The organism is Pseudomonas sp. RGB, from assembly GCF_007713445.1.
Classification (GTDB): Bacteria; Pseudomonadota; Gammaproteobacteria; order Pseudomonadales; family Pseudomonadaceae; genus Aquipseudomonas.
Window position 1 is genome coordinate 91,996 of the sequence record NZ_VMSH01000011.1, and the last position, 24,845, is coordinate 116,840.

Genomic DNA, 24,845 nt, shown 5'->3' on the forward strand with positions numbered 1-24,845 from the left:
CCACCTGAAAATAAAAGTGATTCTGGCGAGAATTTTGTTACAAAGGGGCCATTAAATTGCCTTATCTGCCTTTCACCATTGATAGGTCGCGCTCGCCTGCACCGTGCGCTGCGAGCCATACCAGCACCACGAATAGGAATAGCAGGACGCCACGTATTCCTTGTTCGCCAGGTTAGTTGCGTTCAGCGCCAGGCGCAGGTTGTCCTTGGGGTTGGCGATATTCGGGATGTCGTAGTGCACCGCCGCATCAACCAAGGTATAGCCCGGCACCTTCAGGGTATTGGCGGTATCGCCCCAGGACGAACCGACATAGCGCGCCCCCGCGCCAACGCCAAAGCCCTTGAGTTGACCGTCGTGGAAGGTGTAATCGGCCCACGCCGAGGCGGTGTGACGCGGTACACCGTAGGTGGTGGTGCCCTCAACCGGAATCGCCGGGCCTATGCCTTTATCCGTGAGTGGCGCGTACTGCACGGTGCTGTTGGACTTGCTGGCGCGGTTATCCAGGTAGGCGTAGGCCGCAGTGATGTCCAGGTTATCGTTAAGGCTGGTCTTACCTTCCAGCTCGAAACCACGCGACTGTTGTTCGCCATCCTGGATGCTGCAGCGGCCGTTGCCACACAGATGGCTCGGGTCCGGGTCCAGGGTCGGCACGTTGCTCTGGCGCAGGTCGAAAATCGCCGCGGTAATAAAGCTGTTGCTGCCCGGCGGCTGGTACTTGATGCCGATTTCATACTGCTTGCCTTCGGTCGGCTTGAACACCGAACCGCCATAACCGGTGCCCGATTGCGGGTTGAACGACTCCGCGTAGCTGGCATACGGCGCCAGGCCATTATCGAACAGATAGACCACGCCGACGCGGCCGGTAAACGCCTTGCTGTCCAGCGACGACTTGCTCTTGGCGCCGGTCTGGAGGGTTTTGGTGGTGCTGTCGGTGCTAGCCCAGTCATAACGACCGCCGAGCAACAACACCCATTTGTCCCACTTCATTTGCTCCTGCAGGTACGCCCCGGTCTGCTCGCTGCGCGAGGTGGCATCGGTGGCGAATGCCGGCGTGACCACGGGCGCGCCGTAGACCGGGTCGAAGATGTCCAGGTCCGGCCCCTTGCCGTAACCGGCCTTGGTGTCGGTGCTGGTGTTCTGGTAGTCGAGGCCCATCAACAGCGTGTGCTGCAGCGGCCCGGTGTCGAATTTGGCCTGCACCTGGTTGTCGAGGGTGTAGGCGTCCATGTCGACATCAGTGGCGATGGTCGAGCGGTTGGAAGTGCGGTAATCGGCCTGCAGGTTGCTGTTGTAAATACTGCGGTAGATGCCTTCGGCGCGCAGGTAACGCGCGTTCTGGCGCACGGTCCAGACATCGTTGACGTGATGCTCGAAGGCATAACCGACGGAGTAGTACTCGCGGTCGCTCTTCTCGAAGTTCTTTTCGCCGTCGTAGAAATCCACGTCGATCTTGCGCCCGGTGGGGCTACGCAACACCGAGCCCCAAGCGGGAATAGAACCGTAGGACGCACCTTTGGGGTCCTTCTGGAAATGCCCGAGCAGGGTCAGCGAGGTGTCCTCGTCCGGGCGCCAGGTGAAGGCGCTGGACAGCGACTGGCGACGGGTTTCGGTGTGTTCGACTTGGCCATCGGCATCATCGAACAGCCCCGCCACCCGGTAGGAATAAACGCCCTGCTCGTCCATCGGGCCGCTGAAGTCAAAGGTGGTGCGCTTCTTGTTGAAGGTGCCGTACTCGACGCCGACTTCATGAAACGGCGTATCCAGCGGGCGCTTGGTGACCATGTTGATCACCCCGCTCGGCGTGCCCTGCCCGTACAGCACCGAGGCCGGGCCGCGCAGCACTTCAACGCGTTCCAAGTCAAAGGCATCTTTTTGCGGCAAGGCGTCACGGCTCGACGGCATGCGCAAGCCATCGAGGTAGGTGGCCGGGGCGAAACCGCGGATGGTCAACTGGTCGAGGCGCGAGGCCGTGGCGCCACGGGTTTCCGGAACCACGGCGGCGCTGTAGCGCAAGATCTGGTTAAGGCTTTCGGCGTTCTGCGCGCGCATCTGGTCCTTGGTGACCACGGAGATCGACTGCGGGGTTTCGATCAGCGCGGTGTCGGTCTTGGTGCCCGACAGGCTGCGAGTGGCCACATAACCGATCACCGGCCCGGTGGGGCTTTCACTCTGGTAGGCACCGCTGATGGTGGTGGCCTGTAGCTCCATGGCGCCGCCGTTCTCCGGGATGGCTTCCAGGCGGTAGCGTTCGGCGGAGATCTTCAGCGCCTGCAAGCCGCTGCCGGCGAGCAGTTGGGTGAGTGCCACGTCGGTGTCGTATTGCCCACTCGAGCCGTTGCTGTGCTTGCCGCGCGTCAAGCTTGCATCGAATGCCAGTACCAGGCCCGCCTGCTCGGCCAGGCTATTGAGCGCTTGGCTCAGGTCGCCGGCGGGAACCGCGAAACGGCGCAACGCGCTGCTGCTTTCATCAGCGAAGGAAGACTGGATCGTCAGCAACGGCACGGCGGCGAAGGCAAACGCCACTGACAGGGCCAGTGGATGCAAGGGACGAGCAAGGCGCGACATGGGAAATCCTGCGTAATAGAGGTTCTATTAACCATGACGGCCATGTCCGGAAATCGGGCAAGGATGAGAGTGGTTTTTATTTGCTGAGGTTTTACGCAATGAGCTTGATCGCTTTTTTGTGTAGGCCTTCAGGCTAGTTCCTGGCGGTTTTTACCCGCTTAAAGTCGTCCCTTTCTGATTTTTCCAGCCGTTCATCCAGGCGCTTTTTCCTGCGGCATGCTCCGACGCCTTGCCCTTTTGCCGAGACGTCACGGATGACCCACGCCGCCCACATTGCCTTTATCGAACATGAGCTCAATGGCTTCCATCAGAGCCTGGCGGAGTATCGCCAGCAGATGAGCGCCTGGTATGCGCGGGCGCTGGATTCGGTCAGCCATGCAGCGGACATGCCGTCGTTGCTGGGGATGGACAGGGTATTGCGGGTGGGGGACTCGCAACGTTCCTTCAGCATTTCCGATGCGGATTTTTCCACCGTTGCGCGCTGCTCGGCGGGTGGCGAGCTGAAGATCGAGAGCAAGTTCGAATCGATGTACGACGTGCCGATCGGCAAAATCCCGGTTGAGGTTATCCGCCTGGAGGACGGCAGTTCCACGCGGGTCATGCTGGATGAACATGGCAAAGGCTCCCACACCTGCGTGGCCGGCGGGCGCTATCAGGTGCGGGTACAGGGCGGTGTCTCCACGCAGCAGGTAGACGCGTTGTTTGCCTCCTACGCCGGGCTGACGGCGGATCTGGAGCAATGGCTGCGCGAGCAATGGAACGGCTTCAAACCGTCTTGGCAACAATCGACAGCCAGCGCGATTGGCAGCGGCGTTCTGGCGGGCAGTTGGGCGGCGATCCGGGACGTGTGGGACAGCATCAAGCTGGTGCAGGCGATTCTTGCAGACCCCATGAAGTTCGGCGAGCAGCTGGGTGCCGAGGCCGCCAAGTTGGCGCAGTTGGCCAGCGATGCGCCGCAGGTCATGGAAAAGGCCATGTTGCTGGCCAGTGATGAGGCGGCGCTGTACCTGATGGTGCGCACGGCGATGCTGTGGCTGGACGCGTTGCCACCGGGCGAGATGGCCGAGGCGGCGGCGGGGTTTGTGGTGTCGCTGCTGATCGACCTGGTGATTGGCGCAGTTTTGATGATCGCGCTGCCAGCGGCGGGTGTGGCGTATCTGAGCTTGCGGTTGGTCAAGTATGGCGCACAGATACTGGATGCGGCTGTGGGCTTTGTGCGTGGCCTGCTCGGGATTCTGAGCAAGTTCATGCAGGCGGTGGATCGCTACAAGGCGGTGGCGGTACGCGGCGTAGTCGGTGGGCTGAAGCAAGGCACGATGCAGATGCGCTGGCGCGCGCGGCAGAACGCGGTGCTGAAGCAGAAAGAGCATGTGGATGATGTGCCGGCCTCTGCGAAGAACCCGCAGGGCGATGCGGCGGCGCCTGCGGACAAAACCGTCACCAATGGCTGCCCGGTGTCGATGGTCACCGGCGAAGAATTGCTGACCCTCACTGATGGCGCGCTGGACGGAATTTTGCCGTTTGAGTGGACGCGGTTGTACCGCACCAGTGCGGTGGAAGTGGATTGCGGGTTGGGGTTTGGCTGGAGTCATGCGCTGGCACAAAGGCTAGTGGTGACGGGTGACTCGGTGGTTTGGACGGATCATGAGAATCGATCGACTGCCCTGCCCTTGCCTACCGCTGCCCGACCGGCGATCACCAACAGCCTGGCCGAAGCGGCGATCTATTTGGGTGCCCTGCCCGATGAGTTGGTGCTGGCCCAGGCATCACGGTTTTATCACTTTCACGACGGTCAGCTGACGGCAATCAGCGATGCGTATGACAACCGGCTGCGGATTTCTCGTGATCATTTGGGGCGGATTGAGCGGCTGGATAACGGTGTCGGCCGGTCGTTGTTTTTACGCTACGAACTGGGCCGCATTGTTGCCGTGGACTATCAGGTCCATCGCGCTAAAGGGCGTGAACCCTACGTCTGGGTGACGGAACAGAACGTCGTTTCCTACGCCTATGACGATGCTGGCCGACTGGTTTCGGCGACCAATGCAGTAGGCGAAAGCGAGGTTTATCGGTACGACGATCAGCACGTCATTCTTGAGCGGCAGTTGGCCGGTGGGGCGAGTTTCTTTTGGGAATGGGAACGGGCTGGCAAGGCGGCGCGCTGTGTTCGGCACTGGGCCAGTTTTTCGCAGATGGATACGCGGTATGCGTGGGAGGACGGCGGCAGGGTCACGGTTCATAACGCTGATGGCAGTCAGGAAGTGTATGTCCATGACCAGCGCGCGCGGCTGGTGCAGCGGGTTGATCCGGATGGCGCTGAGCACTTCAAATCCTACGACGACAAGGGCCGGCTGACGGTTGAGCAGGATCCGCTGGGCGCGGTGACGGCGTATCAGTACGACGACGCTGGGCGTTTGGTGGCGTTGTTTCCGGGGGAGGATGAGCCGACGTCCTACGAGCACGATAACGGGTTCGTACGGGTTGTGCGGCGCGGTGAAGCGGTTTGGAAGTATGAGCGCAATGAACAGGGCGACGTTACGCGTCAGACAGATCCTGACGGCAACGTTACGGATTACACCTACAACAAACACGGGCAACTGATTGGGGTTTGGTATCCGGATAACGGTTGTCATCGGCTGGTCTGGAATGAGCGTGGACAGCTTGTTGAAGAGCAACTGCCGAATGGCGGGGTTAAGCGGTATCGCTATGACGATGTTGGGCGACAGGTTGCGCGTGAGGATGAGCATGGGGCGCTGACCCAGTATCAGTGGGACAGCGTCGGCCGGTTGATTCTTGTCGTACTTCCTGGCGGCGCAACGCGGGAATACAGCTACAACCCGTACGGAAAAATCACCTCCGAACGTGACGAATTGGGTCACGTCACCCGTTACGAATACGCCGACGGTTTGCACCTGATCAGTCGCCGTCTCAATGCAGATGGCACCCAGGTTAAATACCGCTACGACAACGTGCGGTTATTGCTGACCGAGATCGAAAACGAAGTCGGCGAGACCTACCGGCTTGATTACCACCCCAACGGCCTGATCCAGCAGGAAATCGGTTTTGACGGCCAGCGTACGGCCTACGTGTATGACCTCAACGGCAACCTGCTGGAAAAAACCGAACACGGCGACGATGGCAGTCAGCTAGTCACTCGCTACGAGCGAGACCCTTCCGGGCGGCTCGTACGAAAAACCCTTCCAGACGGTGGAGTGGTTGAATACGCCTACGACCGCCAAGGCAACCTCCTCAGCGTCGACGACGGCCACTGGGCGTTAGCCTACGAATACGACAGCCAAAACCGCCTCACCGCCGACCACCAAGGCTGGGGCACCTTACGCTACGGCTACGACGCCTGCGGCCAACTAAAAAAACCTGCGCCTGCCGGACAACAACCGCCTCACCTTCAACCACGACAAAGGCGGCCACCTCGCCACCGTCGAACTGAATGGCAAAACCCTAACATCCCACCTGTTCAACACCGGCCGCGAACGCCAGCGCCAGCAAGGCGAACTCCTCAGCCACTACCACTACGACGACCAAAACCGCCTGCACGCCCACGCGGTGACCCAGGAAGAACACAAGCACTACCGCCGCCACTACGACTACGACAAAACCGGCAACCTCACCCGCCTGCTCGACACCCGCAAAGGCGAACACCACTACCACTACGACCCCCTCGCCCGGCTCACCCGCGCGGATCACTCGCAAGACCAGCAAGAGCGTTTCGGCCACGACCCGGCTGGCAACCTGCTGATGCAGGACCGCCCCGGCCCGGACATCGTGGCGGGGAATCGGTTGGTGATTCAGGGCGATCATCATTATGACTATGACGCGTTTGGCAACCTGATCCGCCAAAGACGCGGTAAAGGGCACCAACTCGTCACCGAGTATCGCTACGACTGTCAGCATCGGTTGATCGGCATCACCCAACCGAACGGGCAAACCGCTAGTTATCGCTATGACCCATTCGGTCGGCGGATCAGCAAAACCGTTGATGGGATAACCACAGAGTTCTTCTGGCAAGGCGACAAGCTGATTGCGGAGCATCACGCGGATCGGCATCGCAGTTACATCTATAAACCGGACAGCTTTCGGCCGCTCGCCCTGCTGGAAGGTTTTGGCCCGAAAGACACAAAGCCCTTCCACTATCAACTCGACCACCTAGGCACACCGCAAGAACTCACAGCGCCCGACGGCGAAATCGTCTGGTCCGCGCACTACCGCGCCTACGGCCAGATCAGCCGCCTCGACATCAACAAAATCGACAACCCACTGCGCTTCCAAGGCCAATACTTCGACCCGGAAAGCGGGCTGCACTACAACCGCCATCGCTACTACAATCCAGATATTGGTCGCTACCTGACACCCGACCCGGTGAAGCTGGCGGGTGGGGTCAATGCGTACCAGTACGTGCCTAATCCTACGGGGTGGGTTGATCCGTTAGGATTGTCTTGCATCGCTGGTGGCTGCCCTGGACAGTTAGAAAAAAAGTCACCGAAAAATCCAGAGCAAAGACCTCCGGGAACGAGCGATTCTGCGCAGTCATCTACGTATGAGCAGGCGTCAAATAAAGCCTTGAACTGGCTGCTCGAAAATGATTTTCGCGCAGAAAAACCAACCCTAGGAAAATTCGGCCCACGCAAAGGAGAACCAATCGGGATGCAAACGGCTGACGGTAAAACTGACTACCGCGTTGAATACGACGACAGAAGCGGTGCTCACATAAACGTTTGGTCTGGAAAGCAAAAAGGACCTCATTATCTTTTTAATGGAAGTCCCAAAATGGTACTTCAACTGACAAAAAGGTTCGTAAAAAAATGAACTACCTAGACGAAGAGGTAATTGGAGACCTTGAGGGTCTAAAAATAACATTTAGCATTTTGCCCGAGCTAGAGCACGAAAAACTTGTTGACAGCATTAATGGGAATATCCCTTTTTCCGGAAGCCAAATTGCGTGGTCAAAACTACAGAACAGCATAAATTTTGACTCAAGCACCTCGATCAACCCACTACTATTACTGACCCAAGAAATCAACAAGACAAATACGGAGAAAATGTATTTCGTAGGTGATTCCTGTTCGGTAGCTTACTCAGTAGGGCGTGAAAGTCTGGGCGAGGTGCTCAAGGTTTTCTCCGAATTGCCTCAGCATACTTATATAGTGCCAGAGCCCATGACCTGGATCGCATGCCTATCGTTCGAAGGCTATATTGACTTCGCAAAACTTCTCGCAAAGTGAAATCAGCCAATCAACATTCGACTATGAGCAGTTGACATGAGGATAAGAATAGCTGACGTATTCGAAGGAAAAAATACTTTAATTATGAGATTCCACTCACCCGTCGGAAGTGGCACCGCCCTATGGAACGACGCTGTGCCAAAATCCGGTGACATCGTTGATGTTGAGTTCGATTTGGATGAGGTTTTTTCTTGGGGAAAAAATATGACGCCCTCCTCTGAGAAAACGCCAAAAATCATTGCGATAGGCGACATCACTTATATAACCGCTGAGCTATTCCATAGCGAAAATGAAGAATGCACCGCATTAAGACTCGGCGATTCAACAATCCTCATCGAGCTTGATGGGCCTATACCTCAGGCACCTGGATTCGTTGAGATTAGAGCAGCTAGAATTCAGCTCTACCCAACAAACGTTTAACCCCACGCCACCACCAACAACCCCACCCCCAACACCAAACACAACGGCGAATAAAAATACGTATCCAACCTGGCAAACCTCGACCCACCGACCTTCTTGAAAAACCCCACCAACTCCGAATCGCCAATCGCCCTGGCAAACATCACCACGGCTATCGCGCTGATCCCCCACTGCAGCGCCCCATGGGACACTGGCGAAAAATACAGCCCGGCCCGCAGGCAGACGAGCAATGCAATCGCCACCAAGCCCATCGCGACGAGGAAGGTGCCGAGTGCCGAGGGTTTGAACGCTGGTCGCGGCCCGTGGGCGAATTCGCCGGGCAGTTGGGGGATGGCGGCGAGGCTGCCGAGTTTGCCGCCGGCGGCCCAGTACAAATGCACCATGCTGATGCAGGTAAAAACCCCGACGATCCATCGCGCGATGACAAAGCTCATGGCGGGCGCTCCCTGAAAATGTGCGAATGATGATAGTCGCCCTGAGATTTTTTGTAGGCATTTCGTCGGCGGCTGATGGTAAAGTGCCGCCCCATGAAAATCGCCCGTGCCGACCGCTCGCTCATTGCCTGGATGCTTTACTGCTGCGTCCTGTTCAATGTGTTCGCGTGCAGTATTGGGCATGGGCAGATGCTGGGGATGCAGCTTAACGGCATCGGCGGCCAGTTCTGCACGGTGGACCCGCGTACCCAGGCACCCGCGCAAACCAACTCCACGGATGAGAATCTGCCGACGTTGTCCAAGGCGTTCGGTTGCCCGTTGTGTTCGACCGGCGGTATGGGCCCGGCACTGAGTTCCAGCCTGAATGTGGCGGTGTTGCCACAGCCCCATGCGCCACCACCGGCGGTGGTGCTTGCCGCTGACATCCCTGCCCGTTTCACCTGGCCTGCGGCCAACCCGCGCGCGCCTCCCGCTCTCGCCTGATCCCTTCGCTTTCTGATTTGCACTGGCCACCGTTCCCCTCGGGGAGTACGTACGGCTGTGCGTTGTTTTCAAGCCAAGTTTTTCAGGATTCAACCATGAAATATTTACCCCTGTTGGCGGGCCTGTTCGGCTGCCTGCCTGTCTGTGGCTGGGCGCTTGAGTTGGCCCCCACCACTATTGATGGTGAGCAAGCCGCCGAGCCCGGCCTGGCGCTCGACCAATCCAGCGGCATGGCGTCGCGGCTGGGCTTGAGCGTGCGGGAAACCCCGGCGTCAGTGGCCATCGCCACGCGCAACGATATTGAGCGCCATGGCGCCAAGACCTTCCGCGATGCGGCCAACACCTTGCCCGGCGTTAACGCCAGTGCGCCGCCGGGGTTTGGCGGGTTTGTGTCTTACCGTGGGTTTACCAGCAGCCAAATCACTCAGATGTTCAATGGCATCAACGTCGCCACCGGCTTGGCTCGGCCGGTGGATGCGTGGATCTATGACCGCGTCGAACTGGTCGGCGGCCCCTCCTCCTTGATCAACGGTGCCGGCTCCGTGGGCGGCTCGCTGAACTACGTGACCAAGCTGGCAACCCGCGAGGAACAGGCGGCCGAAGGCCAACTCACCTACGGCAGCTACGACACCGCCGGCATGGCCTTTGGCCTCAACCACGCACTGACCGAACCGGGCGCCGAGGTGCAGCATTACGCTCGACTGGATGTGAGCCGCAACACCAACCACAGCTATATCGACCGCGACCAGCGGGATGCCTGGAGTGTGGCGTTTTCCCTGCTCAGCGACCTGACGCCCAACCTGTCCCATACCTTGGCGCTGGAATATCAGGATGAACATGAAGACAGCCCGTACTGGGGCACGCCGGTGCTCAACCCCAAGACGGGTGAGTTGAAAATCGACCGGCACAACCGGTTCAACAACTACAACGTTGCCGATGGTCGTTACGAGCAGCGCACGATCTGGGCGCGTTCGATCATTGATTATCGGATCAACGACAGCACCACGCTTAAGAACACGCTCTATCACTTGGACAGCCAGCGCGACTACCGCAACCTGGAGACCTACCAATACAACGCCGACAACAGCGCGGTGAACCGTTCAACGGCCTACCAGGTGCGTCATCAGGGCGAACAGAACGGCAACCAGTTCGAACTGCGCCACGACGATACGTTCTTCGGCTTGTCGACCACCTGGTCCGGCGGCTTCGAGTACAAGGTCAACAGCACCACCAACAACCCACTGAACGTGCCGGGTAACAGTAGCGTGGACCCGAACCACTACAACCCAGGGCACTTCTACGACATACCGGGCACCCGGCCGGGCTTCGTCAAGGACAAAACCAATGCGGTCACCACCCAGGCACTGTTCGCCGAAAACCGTCTGGGCCTCACCGACAAACTCTCGCTGCTGACCGGCCTGCGCTACGACGCTATCGACCTGGACGTTACCAACCACAGAACGGTGACAGCCACCAACCCACGTCACTTCAAGCGCAGCTGGGAGCCGGTGACCGGTCGCGTGGGCCTGACTTACCAGTTCATCCCGTCGGCCAATGTGTATGTGCAATACAGCACCGCGGCCGAGCAGCCGTCGACCACCACCCAAGTGTTCGACGTGTCGACCGGCAAACAGTGGGAAGTGGGCAGCAAGTTCGATTACCTCGACGGTCGCGGCTCGGCCACCGTCGCGGCCTACAAGATCGAACGCAAGGATTTCGCCGTCACCGACCCGCTGGACCCGAACAACAGCATCCCGGTGGGCGCGCAGTCCTCCAAGGGCATTGAGTTGGCCAGCTCATTGCGCATCACGCCAAAGCTGCTGGCCGAGGGCAATTTCGCCTGGGTGGATGCCGAATACGATGATTTCAACGAAAAAATCGCCAGCGGCGCGGTGGTCTCACGCAAGGGCAACACGCCTACCAACGTACCCAAGCGCGTGGGCAACGTGTGGCTGACTTATGACTTTACGCAAGATTGGCAAGGTGGCGTGGATGCGCGGTATGTCGCGCAGGTGTATGCGGACAATGCCAATACCCTGACGGTGCCGGCCTACACGCTGTTCGGGACGTTCCTGCGCTACAAGGTGGACTCACACACCTCATTAACCGGCCGGGTGCGCAATCTGACGAATGAGGTGTATGCGGAGTTTGCGCACGTGTCGCCGGCTTACTATTTGGGGTCGCCACGCACATTTGAAGTGGCCATTCAAACCAAGTTCTAAGCCTGAAATACAATCAAAAATGTGCGAGCTGGCTTGCCTGCGATAGCATCACCTCGGTCTACCTGATAAACCGAGGTGCCTGCATCGCGGGCAAGCCCGGCTCCCACACAAGCCCACATTTGAATCTGCATCGAATAGAAAGATCGTCGGCTTACTTCAGACTTGCCTCAACTTTCTGCGCCACATCCTCAGTCAACCACGCCTTCCACACCTCAGGATGCTCCTTGAGAAACGCCTGGGCCACTTCGCGTGGCGCCGTGTGGTTCTCGCTCATGGTCGCCAAGGCCTTGTTCAGCGGCTCGATGGGAAACTGAACCTTGGTAAAAAATTCGGCAATCTGCGGGTTTGCCTGTTGGAACGGCGTCGATACACCAATGCTCAACTTGGACGCCAACGAGCGGGTCGGCCTCGGGTTGGGGTTATCCGCATCGGTCAGTGTCTTCCACGCATCGGCGTCAAACGGTGGCTCTTCCAGCTGGATCAGCTTGTAACGCCCCATCAACGGCGTCGGCGACCAGTAGTAGAACAACACCGGTTTGCCACGACGGATTGATGAGGCGATTTCCGCATCCAGGGCCGCGCCCGAACCACTGCGGAAGTTTACATAGCTGTCGTCGAGGCCGTAGGCCTTGAGCTTTTGTTTGTTGACCACTTCTGAGGTCCAGCCGATGGGGCTGTTGAGAAAGCGCCCCTTGCCTGGCGATTCCGGGTCTTTGAACACATCCTTGTAACGCGCCAGGTCTGTGACGCTTTTGAGGTCCGGCGCCAGAGGCTTGAGGCCCTTGGCAGGGTCGCCCTTGACCACATACTCCGGCACCCACCAGCCTTCAGTGGCGCCCTTGACCGTATCGCCCAGGCCTACCACTTTGCCTTCGGCCTCAGCCTTGATCCACACCGGGCTGCGGCCGGCCCATTCCTCGCCAATCACCTGGATGTCGTTTTTCGCCAACGCGGTTTCCAGGGTGATGGTCGTGCCGGGCAAGGTATCGGTGGGCAGGTCGTAGCCCTTCTCAACGATAAAGCGCAGCACCTCGGTGATCAGGCTGCCACTTTCCCAGTTCAGGTCGGCAAAATGCACCGGAGCCTGGGCGGCCGATACCGGCAGTGAAGCCACCGACAGGCTCAAAGCCGTCAGGGACGCTGCCAACAGGGTTCTCAATCCTTTCATGCCTTGTGCACCTCGCGTTTTCGCAGCCATAGCGGACGGCTTTGCTGCCAATGCGCGAAGCCTCTGATTAGTTAAGTCAACTCAACTGTAGTAGAGGTTCCGGGAGAGCAGAAATACACGCGAGGTTTAACGACTATTCACTGGCCTTGAAGGTCACCAGTTCACCCTTGCGCCACTTGGCGGCCTTGCCGGTTACGGCTTTGAGCGTTTTGGTGAGGTTTTCCTGCAGCTGTTCGTGAGCGGCAAACACCAGCATTACGCTGTGGCCTTCCTTGAATACGATGCCCTGGCCTTCGGGCGAAGAAACAAAGGCGTAATCGCCCAAGCCATACACCGTCAACTTGATATCGCGGAACTTCAATTCGAATTTGCCGCCTTCACGGCTCGGCAGCACCGCCGCGCGAAAATGGTCGCCGACCTTGAGCTCCAGGCGCGGTTTGTCATCCACCACCATCGCCGCTTCGGTGTCGATTTCGGCAATGTAGATGCCTTCCGGCGTCTGTTCGGTGATGTAAACAAAACGGGATTGAAACTGCTTGACCAACTTTGCGCGCAAATCACCCAGCACGAATAACGCGTGCATATCCAGATTACTGACTGCCAAGGAAACGCCCCCACATCGAAAAAGCACCGACCGCCGCAGCGGACAGCACAAAAAAACGGCCGTAACGGCTCGATCACACATTCATTAAAAAACTGAAGAGAACCCGCTGCTGCGCTGTAAGACTAGTACACAGATGCGCGATGGACCTTGTGCAAGTCATCAGGCGCCACAGGAAATCACAGGTTCAAGGACCTGAGAATACAGGCCCGTCAGCTTCAGAGAATAACCCAATTAAAAACGCAGTTTCCGACAGCATACACATCACAAAATACCTGGCCATGGAACCAGGCCAACGCTGTGGACGACAATACTAAAACAGCAACGCGGGTCAAAACCACCTGAAAACGCTGCGGGCAAGTCAACAAGATCGACCGACAGGAGCCGGCCATGCAAACACGTCAACTCAATGCTACGTCTTCCCGCACTCGTTCATCATGTCCAGACGAGCGTCAATACTACTGCCTGGACAGCCCCGACGGGTACTCCAATTCCGTTCTTTACCAAGTTGTACCAGCGGGCCGCAATTTCTTTCATATCCTGGAAGTGACCAGCGGCAGGATCAGAGGCTTTCGCAGCAACCACATCCGGGCCTGCGAATTGGCTAAAAAGCTTGAAGCCAACCCGCTGACCTTTCACCCAGGCATCGTTTCGTCATCTGGATGAGTTTACTGCGCCGCCGCCCCTCAACAACTGCCATACTGGCCCGTCCATTGAAGTTTGCCCCTATCGGGTCAGGTTTTATCAGTGCAGTTACCTTGAAGGGAAGGCTATACGTGACGGAATTTGATATTGGCGAATTTTTCATCCATGGCGATGCGAGGGAAGTTGACGGTGAGTTTCAAGCGGTGATCATCATGCGGGCCAAACCACCGCTGACCACGGTCACAACACACCAGGTAGAAAAAGATCGTTGGTTCAAAACTGTCGACGCCGCTGCAACAGCGGCAAAAGATGCTGCCAAGGCACTTAAGTCCGCCGTGGATTCAGGTGCACTCAATTCCTGACAATCCGATAGAACTCTGCCGCCTCCTGCGCCTCACATGCACAACGACCATCACCTTGCATGGAGAACACTATGGACGCGCCAATCCCCACTCTCGAAACACTGTTTGAACAATTGGGCCTGGATTCAACCCCGGAGGCAATCGACGCATTCATCGATGCGCACCCGCTGGCTGAAGACGTGAAGCTTATCGATGCGCCTTTCTGGACGCCGCAACAAGCGGCGTTCCTGAAAGAAGAACTGCGTGAGGACGCCGAATGGGCTATCCCCGTGGACGAACTGAACCAGCGCCTGCATCAACCTCACTAAGCTACCCTCAATGCAGGCTGTCGGATTGCTCCAGGCGCAATAGCGCCTCCCAGGCAGCCCTGCACTCCTCGGCTTCGTCGCGACTGGCGAACGCTGTGCCACGTTGCTCGCCATTGAGCAGCACGACCCAGCAGGCTTTCTGACCCAGCGCGCGCAGCGTCTCGGGAACACCACTGCCGATCATCACGGCGACATCGACTTTGTTTTGCATGGAGCTTCTCCGCCACATTAGTTAGCTACCTAACAATGTCGGCCATGCTACGGTTTTCCTCCCGTTGGAAAAAGCTATCTCCGGAATAGCTCCCTTGCATAAACAGCAACAATCGCTAGCGTGCCGGCTTCGCCGCCTGCGGTTTATAGCCCAGACGCAAGCCGCCCCAATGCCGCCCGTTGACCATGATCGGCACCGACAAGTCGTGCATCAACTCGCCGGTATCGCGCGTATAGGTCTGCAACAGCACTGCCTGTTGATGGCTGCCACAGCGGATGCCGGTACGGTCTTCGAACTTGCGCTTGGTGCGGTTCTGCACCGCATCGACTTGCCCGTCGCCAGTGAGCGCCTGGGAAAAAGCCTTGTTGTGTGTCGGTACATAACCCTGAGGCGTGCAGGCAATGGCGAATACCAATCCCTCATGGCGCGGCAGCAGCGCTTCCTGGATCGCCGGCAAAACCTCATCGGTGTAACGGTCAAAACGCGTGTGGTATTTGCTCGGGCTGGTATTCGGGATCGGCGTGTAACTGCGGTCGAACAAGTCCTGCAGGCTGATGCGGTTTTGCAATACATCGGCCTCGAACTGCTCGGCGATGCGATGTGCGCCCTCGCGGGCCAAATCATAGATGCGCTGGTGATAGTCATCCAGGCCGACTTCGGCCAAGCGCTCGCTGATGGTTTCGGCTTGCCCTTCCATTTGCACGGCGGCGTCGGCCAGTTGGCGGGTTTGCTGGTCGCTCACGGTCAGATCGCTGCGCATCTGCTCCACCGCATGGAACAGGCTGTCGAGTTGCGCGCGGTTGGTATCGGTGCCCTGCGCAATTTCATTCACCTGCCCTTCCACATCCGCCGCCAGGCTGGCGATGCTCTCCAGTTGTTCGCCGGCGTGCTCCACCTGTTCAACGCCCGTGTGCAGGTCCGCCGACAACTGGCGAATCTGCTCCACCACCTGCGCCGTGCGTTGCTGGATATCGGCGACCATCACCCCAACCTCATCGGTCGCCGTGGCAGTACGCCCGGCCAGGCCGCGCACTTCATCGGCAACCACGGCAAACCCGCGCCCGTGCTCACCGGCCCGCGCCGCTTCAATGGCCGCGTTCAAAGCAAGCAGGTTGGTCTGGCTGGCGATCGATTGGATCACCAGCGTGACGCGCTGGATTTCTTCACTGCGCAGGCTCAAGGCTTCAATCAACTCGCGACTGGCGTCGGCACGCTGGCTGAGCTGGCGCATGCGGGTGATTGACTCGACCAGCACTTCACGGCCCTGCGTACTGTGCTGATGCGCCTGGCTGGCCGCGCCCAAGGCTTGACGGCTGAGTTGGGAGGTCACCTGCTCAGTGCCGATCATGACTTCGGCGCTGCTGACGATTTGCCTGGCTGCGCTTAATTGCGATTGCAACCGGGCCGCCAATTGCTTGACCGAATAGGCCACGCCGGCAGCGGACAGCGCGTTATGGCTGGTGGTGTAGGAAAGATCGCGAGTCAGCTCGCCCATCGTATCGGCGACGGGGACAGGCGCCACGCGGTGCGTTCGACTTTTAAGGGTGGGCAGCCATATCACCAGCAAGGCCAGCGGCAGGCACAGGTACAGCGGCAAGCCAGCAAACGCCAGGCCCAGCAGAACCAGCACCAGGGCGGTGCTCTGCAAGAGCGGCGTCAGCCAGCCGGGCAGCGCGCGCACCCGCGCGTGCACGGGCACTGCTGCGCCCATCAGAGATCCGTCTCCAGCCATCGTCGTTACCCCACTGCTTGTCGTTATTGTTTCTGCATTAAACGCCACTATCGGGCCATTATCCATGGGCCGTTAGTGGGAGGCTTGCAGCAGATCAATAGACAGGGGCGTAACCGGTATTTCTCTTGAGCGCCGCATCAGCAGCGCCCAACTTCAGCACATCAGGCTTGACGCTGGTGCTTGTCGATCTGCTCGTGGCGCTCTTGCGCTTCGATGCAGTACTTGGTGGTCGGGCTGATCAGCAGGCGCTTGAGGCCGATAGGCTCGCCGCTGTCGTCGCACCAGCCAAAGGAATCTTCCTTGATGCGTTCCAGTGCACGCTCAAGCTGCGGCAGCATGCGCTGGTCGCGATCGATGGCATTGACCAGCCAGGTGCGCTCTTCTTCAACGGACGCCGCGTCAGCCGGGTCAGCCGGGGTGTCCAGGCTTTCGATGGCGATACGGTTCTGTTCAATGCGCTCGTGGTGTTCCACTTTCATGTCTTGCAGCAGCTGCTCGAAAAAAGCGTGCTGTTCGGCATTCATGTAGTCATCCGCCGGCATGGCCAGCAACTTTTCCTTTGTCATTGATTTCTCTATAAAAAATACGTGCATTAAGGCGAATAAGGGAGCGTTCCGGCAGACCTCTGCAGGCCTCGGAAAGGCGCCGTCCATTTCAAGCGCCACCCGGCACTCAATTTACGAGGGGCGGCAGTCTAAGGCCGACTTGAGGGCTCAGCAACTGAAAAGACAGGCATTTTTTCCCAATTAACCCCCAAAGGCACCAGGACGGGCTTGGCGAATGGTCATCGGAGTGCGTTTATAGCAAGAAATTCAGTGTTGTGGAGCTATATAGAAGACAAACGGTTGAATAAGGCCACCAGGCCTATGCGCAAGGGCGATTCAACAGAATCCAGCACGCGGTGGCGGCAGTTACATACCTCCCGTCGAAAATTCGCCCCGGTATAGATAGAGGCTCCGAAGTTTCCCTACCGAACAGGACCTCTCATGCCCGCAATCCCCTCCGCCCATCGCGCGCTCCCCGCACAAGCCGTCAGCGCACAATTTGCTTCACGCCCGACGCTGGACACTGTTACCCGGCAACTGCTGACAGAGCTGATCCGGCAACGCTATCCAACCTTGGTCATTGATCTGTCCCGTACACAATTGGCCATACCCAGTCCCACCGGAGGCTGGACTCTGCATCCGCTCATGGCCCGCGTGCTCGCGTTTCTCGCCACCGGCACCGAGCTGGACTTAAGTGACCGGCACGGCGAGTCCTGCTACCTGACCGACGCTCCGCCTGGCCGTCTCAAGCTTGCAGCCCCGGCGACCTCCGCCCTCGACATGAACATCATCGAAAACATAATCAAGCAATTGCCCTTGACCCTGCCGACAGCCCTGCAAAACGCCCTGGCCACTTATTGGCGCGAAGAGGCCGACAACGGCCTGTCACGCTGGCGCTGGCTCAGCGATTGGCTGGCCGACAACCTCAGGGTCGCCGCCATCAGCCAGGCGGAGTTGGACGCCACTGAGCGTGAAATGCTTGAACAACTGATCAGCTACCCCGACCGCGACGAACGTATCCGTCGATTCGGGGCCAACGCCGTGCGCGCCTATTACCCGCGGGCGACGCTCAAGGAAGGTCAACAGACACTCCCCCTGCTCAGCCCGCACCTGTTGTTGACCCAGGCAACCCGGGTCCTGCTCTGCCAAACCACCGGTGCCTGCGAACGTTTTTCGTCCATGGACGCCAGCCTCCAGGCCTGGGCCCGACAGGTTGCGCAGCCCTACGTGGTCGAGCACATCACCACCCAACAATGGGAGCCCGACGGCAACGTTTTCGACATCCAGGCGGCACTGATGCTCAATCAGCAACTGGAAGACCTGGGCGCCCTCACCCTGCCCACCCGCCTGGAACTCGATACACTTCGCGCGCTGTGCCTGGAGATCGGCAAGCCCGCCCACTCTTTTCTTGAGGCGCCGACCTCTGCCGCGAAGCTACAGACGACACTGCGCCAACAAACCCCGGCCTGGCTGCAACGTGCCAGCGCGGCTGACCAGCTACGCTATGGACGCTATAGCCTGGCCTTGGCCAGCGCCAAGAAACGCAGCAACGGCCACACCTTTCTCAGCGATATTCCAGACATCTACACCTTCGCAACCAATGCCCTGTTGCAACAGCTGAAACACGATGAGATCACCTTCGACCAGGTGACGCCCGAACAGTCGAAGGCCACACAGTTTCACCCTGATGACCTGCAATTGACATTCAGCGTGGCCGTCGGATACCCAGGAGGCTCCGGCTTCGTCGAGCCCGTGCACATGAGCCTCACTGACCTGGCCATCAACAACCTGCAGGGCCAGCCCCATGGGCAACTCACCGTACGACATCGCCGCTCGCTGCCCCTGCCAACCTGGCTGACGCCCGACTACATCAAAGGCCGCGGCGGCCTGATCGAGCAGGTCGATATTGGCAAGGCCTACCCCGAATTGCTCGACACCCAATTGCTCGGCGACAGTGACCAGGCGCGGCAACGCACAGAGCGCTTCGCACAACACACCGTCGCACAGCTGCCAATGCTGGCCCTGGAATGGGCGCTGAACAACCAGCACGGCATGACCCTGCGCGGGGCTCGCTACGTCGCCGCACTGATGGGCGAGCGCATTGAGCAACGCCAGGTCGAAGGCCAGGCCATCGTCATTCGCCACCTCGCCCTGGTGCGCAAATCCCAAGCGACACCGGATGTTGTCACCAATATGTACATCATCGAATCCGAGAGCGCCCTCGCCGGCCCACACCTGCTGTACCGGCCCTTGTATGCCGATCCCCTCCGGGAGTTCGCCAGCCGCGAGGACTTGCTGCAGGCCATTGCCCACCCTGGTGAATTGCAGACCAGTGTGCTGACCTGGTTGTCCGACGGCGCAAGGCCGGTCTACGCCAACGGTGGATTCCAGGAACCTCATTACCCGCGATTTGGCATGGGCGATGAGTTCAGCGTCCCTGACGTACCGCAACCCGCCACCCTGGCGACTGACGGCAGCAACGACGAGCTGAGGCAGTTTCTGTCCAGCGGCCAGCTGATGCAGTTCTTGTATGGCAGTAACGCACGGGCGCTGGTCGATCAGGCTGATCGCGCCTCGGTTTCCAACCACGAGAGCCGCTGGCGCGTGCTGCTTGAAGGCGCCGGCCTGCTGTTCAACACCCTGCTGCTGCCCCTGGCCCGAGGCCCTCTTATGCTCACGGGTTGGCTGCTCAGCCTGATGAGCAGTGCCAGCCATGATATTCCAGCCCTTGGCAGCGATGATCCGGTGACCCGGGAATTGGCGCTGGTCGACCTGTTGCTGAACATCGGCATGCTGATGCACCAATGGCTACCGCCGACGACATCGCCCTCGACACCGCTGACTAACGATGTCAGGCAACAAGCCCTTCGTTCACCGATTACCAGGCTGGGCAACGAGCACTGGCCACCACCCCCCGCCCCTGCGGTACATCAAGGTCCTACCGTACTGGAAAACGAAGGGCTAGCGAGGGACGCTACGGTGTTCGATTTCAGCTTTTCCAACGCCCACCACCGACTCACGCCCAGCCAACGCGAACGGCTGGCCGGGTTCAAGGCACCCAAGCCCGAGCCATTGCCCAAGCCCCAATTGGACGGGGCACGCAGTGGACTGTATTCGTACCTGGGAGACTGGTACGCCTTGCTGGATACCCAGTGGTACAAACTGAGCCCTGAACGCGACGCGGGCGTGGTGATTGTCGACCCCATCGACCCCACCCGGCTGGGGCCTTTCCTGCAAACCGACGGCTTGGGCAACTGGTCGCTGGACTTGCGTCTGCGCCTGCGCGGTGGGATGCCAGCCAAACGCATTGCCGCCGAACGAAAGCGCCAGGCCGAGCGCAAAATACAGCTAAACGCGCAATACGAGCAATTTTCCAACGACCAACAAGCCCAGCAAAAAAAAGCTGACGACGCAGAAATGCTCATGACCCTGGCGGCCGCCAACCCCAAGTACTCCGACGCCGCAAAGGCCAGCACCCGCAGGGCCTTCGACAGGGCTTTATACGAACAGAGTGAGGGCTACCGCAAAATACTCGACAGTCGCAAAGAGCGGGAAGCGTTGCACATCCCCTTCCCGGCCCAGGTCAGTGCCACACTGCTGGAAAACACCGTCAATAACGCACGCAAGTCAGTCGTGATCGCCGACATGGACCGCAAAGCGCTCTATGCCATGCACCAGGAGTTCATGGGTGGGGGGATCGAACGGACACCCGTCATGCTCGCCAACGTTGCCCATCACTTACAATTTCTAAATGAGATGAGTGAAATCAATGAGCGGCAGATAAAGGCCCTGGAACTCAAGGATCACTACCTGCTGGAGTTATTCAATCTGGGCCAGCCCGGCCTGGAAAGCTATAACCGCCTGACCATGAACCGCCCTGCCGAACTTGGCGCATTGGCGATCAAGTACCAGCAACTCAATACCCTTAAATACCTGAGCGTCAAAATCTGGGACCATAGCGCCAACACCGAGTTGTATTCCGTGCTTGAGCCGCTGCACCCCCAAGTGCGCACCCATGCTGAACTCAGCACCCTTAGCCTGACGCCGGATGAGCGCCTGAACGTACTGGACAGTCTCTTCCGGCACTACGGCCAGGCGCTGGACGCGTTGCAAAGCATGGCCATGGTTCATGCCGACAACTTGCACATGACGCCTTTCCAACACATACAAAAACTGCTGACAGAGCTGTACCAGGATGCCATGCAGCAGTTGGCCGCCGAGATCAAGCCTGAACCCCACGCGGTCAAGCACCCTCCCAAGCATCCTCGGCCTGCTGACGGCGGCCCGCAAAAAAAGGTGATCAAGACCCGCAGGCAAGGCGTGTTGATCGGCGACCTGAAGCCTGCCGACGCAACGTTTCCAATCGATCGGGTCGAAGTGCGCTCCGTAGAGGGTGACCAACTGTTGGGCACTTACTCACAGCGCGAGCACCAATGGGACGAAATCATAGAGATACGCCCCAGCGCCCCGCCGCTGCCGCCAGGCACGCGGGCACTGAGTGTGGTCAAAGGTGAGGTGCGCAAATACCTGCAAGAGCTCACGCCGATCCTCAAGCGTGAGGCCGGCTATGCAAAGGTTTCCAAGTTTCCTGTCGAGATCCAGGAGAGTCTGCAGAAGGAGGCTCGCCGATTCACCGAGCTGGCCGACGAACTCTATCGATCCATCCAGGCCAAGCCAGAGGATTCAAGAGTACTTGCCGACCAGACCCTGCTGGACGAGATGCGAGCGGCGGTCACAACCTTGACCACCAAGGGCCAGGAACTGCGCGTCCAGTACTCACTGGAACTGCCGCCGAACGACGCTAACCTGGTGTACTTGCTGGACCAGGACCTCGTGCAACTGGCCAGGCTCGGCTCACGCATTGAGATGCGAGGCGTCCGGCAGGATTTCATCCAGGAGTACGCGGTCAACGACAAACGCGGCTATCCGCTGTGGTATGCACATTTTCATTACGCCAAAGCCGACACACCCAAGCACGACTACACCGTGGCCCACCTGAAAAAAAAGAATCAACGTAAGGACAGTTACTACTCGCTCCTGGCCAACGCCCGGGGCCCACAAAGCGTGATGGATGTGCACCATGGCACAATCGGCCGTGAACTGGCAGAGCGCCGGTTCCTGCCTTTGGCCCCGTAAACCCTGGAGCGAGCGTGCTCGCCAGCATCGTCAACGCTGACATGGGGAGTCTGGCACCGCGCAGCGCTCTCGGGTTCTTCGCGAGCCAACTCCCCCATCGACTCAGCGCTTGAGCTTGCGCTTATTGCGATACTGGTCGATCACCACCGCGATCACGATGATCAGCCCCTTGATGATGTCCTGGATGTACGCATCCACGCCGACAAAGGTAAACCCGCTGGCCATCACGCCCAGGATCAACGCGCCGATCACGGTGCCGGTGATGCGCCCAACCCCGCCCGCCAGGCTGGTGCCGCCGATCACCGCTGCGGCAATCGCATCCAGCTCATAGGACATGCCCATGCCGGCCTGGCCGGTCGCGGCACGTGCCGAGGCGACGACGCCCGCCAGGCCCGCGAGCAACCCGGCGATGCTGTAGACGATGATCAGATGGCGCTTGACGTTGATCCCCGACGTGCGCGCCGCCTGCATATTGCCGCCGATGGCGTAGGTGTACTTGCCGTATTTGGTGTAGCGCAGCGCGATATGGAAGATCACCGCCACCACCAGAAAGATGATCACCGGCATCGCGCCATGGCCGATCGCCGTGTACGAATCCGACAGCATGCTCACCGGCTGGCCTTCGGTGTAGTAACGCGCCAGGCCGCGGGCCGAGACCATCATGCCGAGTGTCGCGATAAATGGCGGAATCCCCGTGACGGCAATGATGCTGCCGTTGATCGCCCCTGCAAGCAGCCCGACCCCCAGGCCCATCGCCACCGGTATCCACACCGGCAAATCCGTCAGGCTGGGAAACACCGCGCGGGAAAAATCCGAAGTCTGCGCCAGGCTGGCGGCAATCATCGCCGACAGCGCCAGCACCGAGCCTGAGGACAAGTCGATGCCCGTGGTGATGATCACCTGCGTCACGCCAATCGCCAGCAGGCCGATGATCGACACTTGCAGGATCATCAGCACCAGACGTTGGGAATTCATCAGAAAGCTCTGGTCGCGCACGATCCAACCGAACAGTTCAAACACCAACCCGATGCCGATCAGCACCAGGAAAATGCTCAGCTCGGTGGGCAAGCGCCTGCGGTGCTTGACCGGTGCCGTGGCAGGCTTGTTGTCTGTTATTGCGTTCATAGCCAATCACCTTCTTGTTCTGTGGCACAGGCCAACCGCAGGCCTGCGCTGCTGTTCGTCAGTGGACGACGGTCATACCGGAAGCCAGCTGCATGACTTTTTCCTGGGTCGCCTCCGCACGGTCCAGGGTGCCCATCAGGTCGCCCTCGTGCATCACCATCACCCGGTCGCTCATGCCCAGCACTTCAGGCAGCTCGGACGAAATCATGATCACCGCCATGCCTTCGCTGGCGAGAAAAGCGATCAAGCGATAAATCTCGGCCTTGGCGCCGACGTCGATGCCACGGGTGGGCTCATCGAGAATCAGCAGGCGCGGGTTAGTCATCAGCCAGCGCGCCAGCAAGGCCTTTTGCTGGTTACCGCCGGACAAGGTGTCGATGCACTGCTCCAGAGACGGGGTTTTCACCCGCAGCTTCTTGCACATGTCTTCACACAACGCGCGCAGGGCCTTTTGCTGGATAAAACCGTTGCCCGAGTAGTGCGGCAGCACCGCCATTTCCATGTTTTCCAGCACCGACAGGCACGGGAACAGGCCGCTGAGCTTGCGGTCCTCGGTCAACAGCGCAAAGCCTTTCTCGATGGCCATGTGCGGGTCGCTGATGCGCACCGGCTTGCCGTCGAGGCTGATCTGGCCGCCAGAGCTTGGCGTAATGCCGAAGAGGGTCTCTGCCACATTGGTGCGGCCCGAGCCCATCAACCCGGCGATGCCGAGGATCTCCCCGGCGTGCAGGTCGAACGACACCCCCTTGAACACGCCGTCCAGGCGCAAGTCGCGCACCGACAGCAGCAATTCGCCGATGGGCGCCTCACGCACCGGGAATAACTGGCTCAGTTCACGGCCGACCATCATCGAGATCAGGCTGTCGCTGTTCATGCTGTCGGCGCGCTGCAGGCCGATGTAGTGGCCGTCGCGAAACACCGCGACTTCATCGGCAATGGCGAACACTTCGTTCATTTTATGCGTGATATAGACGATGCCTTTGCCCTGGGACCTGAGGTCGGCAATGATCGAAAACAGGTGGGCCACTTCCTTTTCGGTAATGGCCGACGTCGGTTCATCCATGATCAGGATGTCGGAGTCATAGGACACCGCCTTGGCAATCTCGACCATCTGCCGTTCGGCGATGCTCAGGTTGCCGACATGTTCTTCGGGGTCCAGGTTGATGCGCAAACGCGCCAGCAACTCGGCGGTGCAGCGGTGCATTTCGCGGTGGTTGACCATGTGCAGGCTGTTGAGCTGCTCGCGGCCGATCCAGATGTTTTCGGCGATGCTCATGTGCGGCATCAGGTTGAGTTCCTGGTGGATCATCGCGATCCCGGCCTTTTGCGCCGCCAGCGGCGTTTCAAACACGATCGGCTTGCCGCGCAGACGTATTTCACCGGCGTCGGGCTGGTAGATGCCGGCGATAATCTTCATCAGCGTCGACTTGCCTGCACCGTTCTCGCCCATCAGCGCCAGCACCGAGCCTGGGCGAACGCGCAGTTGCACATCGGCCAGGGCCACGACGCCGGGAAAGCCTTTGCTGATGTTGAGGATTTCCAGCAGGTAGGGTTCTTCCGGCGCCAGGGGCTGAATGCCGGAAGGCTGCGAGACAACCGCTTGAGCAAGCATATCGGGTACTCCATCAGCAGGACGACCGTGGCCGCCCTG

General features: G+C 59.2%; 17 protein-coding genes and 1 pseudogene. 9 read left to right on the forward strand and 9 right to left on the reverse strand.

Translation table 11 applies throughout. The features are described 5' to 3' along the window. Positions 1-72: 72 nt before the first annotated feature. Entirely contained in the window at positions 73-2,565 is a 2,493-nt protein-coding gene (locus FPT15_RS21875) for a TonB-dependent siderophore receptor (protein WP_145164583.1), read from the reverse strand. A 254-nt stretch (positions 2,566-2,819) separates the two neighbouring features. On the opposite strand from FPT15_RS21875, the pseudogene FPT15_RS21880 reads away from it, so the two are divergent. The 3 genes and pseudogenes from FPT15_RS21880 to FPT15_RS21890 all read left to right on the forward strand — a co-directional run bounded on the left by FPT15_RS21880 (position 2,820) and on the right by FPT15_RS21890 (position 8,222). Further along, positions 2,820-7,386, forward strand: a pseudogene (locus FPT15_RS21880) (RHS repeat-associated core domain-containing protein). After that, a complete protein-coding gene (locus tag FPT15_RS21885) occupies positions 7,383-7,802 on the forward strand; it encodes a hypothetical protein (RefSeq protein WP_106580269.1) in 420 nt (139 codons plus the stop codon). Before FPT15_RS21880 ends, FPT15_RS21885 begins: the two are co-directional and overlap by 4 nt. 36 nt (positions 7,803-7,838) lie before the next feature. After that, positions 7,839-8,222 (forward strand): hypothetical protein, encoded by a 384-nt coding sequence (locus tag FPT15_RS21890; RefSeq protein ID WP_106580270.1) that lies wholly within the window; start codon positions 7,839-7,841, stop codon positions 8,220-8,222. Here the strand turns inward: FPT15_RS21890 and FPT15_RS21895 are convergent. After that, positions 8,219-8,656, reverse strand: a complete 438-nt coding sequence (locus FPT15_RS21895; RefSeq protein ID WP_094953794.1) for a DUF3995 domain-containing protein — start codon at positions 8,654-8,656, stop codon at positions 8,219-8,221. The two genes, FPT15_RS21890 and FPT15_RS21895, sit on opposite strands and share 4 nt — an antisense overlap. A 93-nt stretch (positions 8,657-8,749) precedes the next feature. Between FPT15_RS21895 and FPT15_RS21900 the strand changes: the two genes are divergently transcribed. Together FPT15_RS21900 and FPT15_RS21905 are read left to right on the forward strand one after the other, a co-directional pair. Continuing rightward, positions 8,750-9,139 (forward strand): DUF2946 domain-containing protein, encoded by a 390-nt coding sequence (locus tag FPT15_RS21900; RefSeq protein WP_106580272.1) that lies wholly within the window; start codon positions 8,750-8,752, stop codon positions 9,137-9,139. A gap of 95 nt (positions 9,140-9,234) precedes the next feature. Continuing rightward, positions 9,235-11,361, forward strand: coding sequence for a TonB-dependent siderophore receptor (locus FPT15_RS21905; protein ID WP_145164586.1), 2,127 nt, complete (start codon positions 9,235-9,237; stop codon positions 11,359-11,361). A gap of 151 nt (positions 11,362-11,512) precedes the next feature. Here FPT15_RS21905 and FPT15_RS21910 read toward each other — a convergent pair whose 3' ends face one another. Beyond that, positions 11,513-12,529, reverse strand: coding sequence for an ABC transporter substrate-binding protein (locus FPT15_RS21910; RefSeq protein ID WP_106580274.1), 1,017 nt, complete (start codon positions 12,527-12,529; stop codon positions 11,513-11,515). A 133-nt stretch (positions 12,530-12,662) separates the two neighbouring features. Further along, entirely contained in the window at positions 12,663-13,133 is a 471-nt protein-coding gene (locus FPT15_RS21915; protein ID WP_145164588.1) for a hypothetical protein, read from the reverse strand. A 387-nt stretch (positions 13,134-13,520) separates the two neighbouring features. Between FPT15_RS21915 and FPT15_RS21920 the strand changes: the two genes are divergently transcribed. The 3 genes from FPT15_RS21920 to FPT15_RS21930 all read left to right on the forward strand — a co-directional run bounded on the left by FPT15_RS21920 (position 13,521) and on the right by FPT15_RS21930 (position 14,445). Further along, a complete protein-coding gene (locus FPT15_RS21920) occupies positions 13,521-13,796 on the forward strand; it encodes a hypothetical protein (protein ID WP_145164590.1) in 276 nt (91 codons plus the stop codon). A 110-nt stretch (positions 13,797-13,906) separates the two neighbouring features. Further along, positions 13,907-14,137, forward strand: a complete 231-nt coding sequence (locus FPT15_RS21925) for a hypothetical protein (RefSeq protein WP_119741687.1) — start codon at positions 13,907-13,909, stop codon at positions 14,135-14,137. Between the two features lie 71 nt (positions 14,138-14,208). Next, on the forward strand, positions 14,209-14,445 hold the full coding sequence (locus FPT15_RS21930) for a DUF2789 domain-containing protein (RefSeq protein ID WP_106580278.1): 237 nt from the start codon (positions 14,209-14,211) through the stop codon (positions 14,443-14,445). Between the two features lie 7 nt (positions 14,446-14,452). Here the strand turns inward: FPT15_RS21930 and FPT15_RS21935 are convergent, their stop codons facing one another. The 3 genes from FPT15_RS21935 to FPT15_RS21945 all read right to left on the reverse strand — a co-directional run bounded on the left by FPT15_RS21935 (position 14,453) and on the right by FPT15_RS21945 (position 16,954). Next, entirely contained in the window at positions 14,453-14,656 is a 204-nt protein-coding gene (locus FPT15_RS21935; RefSeq protein ID WP_145164592.1) for a hypothetical protein, read from the reverse strand. Positions 14,657-14,771: 115 nt separating this feature from the next. Continuing rightward, positions 14,772-16,454 (reverse strand): methyl-accepting chemotaxis protein, encoded by a 1,683-nt coding sequence (locus tag FPT15_RS21940; protein ID WP_372241490.1) that lies wholly within the window; start codon positions 16,452-16,454, stop codon positions 14,772-14,774. Between the two features lie 95 nt (positions 16,455-16,549). After that, on the reverse strand, positions 16,550-16,954 hold the full coding sequence (locus tag FPT15_RS21945) for a TraR/DksA C4-type zinc finger protein (protein WP_010564800.1): 405 nt from the start codon (positions 16,952-16,954) through the stop codon (positions 16,550-16,552). A gap of 420 nt (positions 16,955-17,374) precedes the next feature. On the opposite strand from FPT15_RS21945, the gene FPT15_RS21950 reads away from it, so the two are divergent. Further along, positions 17,375-22,069 (forward strand): dermonecrotic toxin domain-containing protein, encoded by a 4,695-nt coding sequence (locus FPT15_RS21950; protein ID WP_145164596.1) that lies wholly within the window; start codon positions 17,375-17,377, stop codon positions 22,067-22,069. 102 nt (positions 22,070-22,171) lie between these two features. Here FPT15_RS21950 and FPT15_RS21955 read toward each other — a convergent pair whose 3' ends face one another. Beyond that, complete coding sequence (locus tag FPT15_RS21955; protein ID WP_026013640.1) at positions 22,172-23,194, reverse strand: ABC transporter permease; 1,023 nt, start codon at positions 23,192-23,194, stop codon at positions 22,172-22,174. A gap of 58 nt (positions 23,195-23,252) precedes the next feature. Further along, positions 23,253-24,806, reverse strand: coding sequence for a sugar ABC transporter ATP-binding protein (locus FPT15_RS21960; RefSeq protein WP_145164598.1), 1,554 nt, complete (start codon positions 24,804-24,806; stop codon positions 23,253-23,255). Between the last annotated feature and the right edge of the window lie 39 nt (positions 24,807-24,845).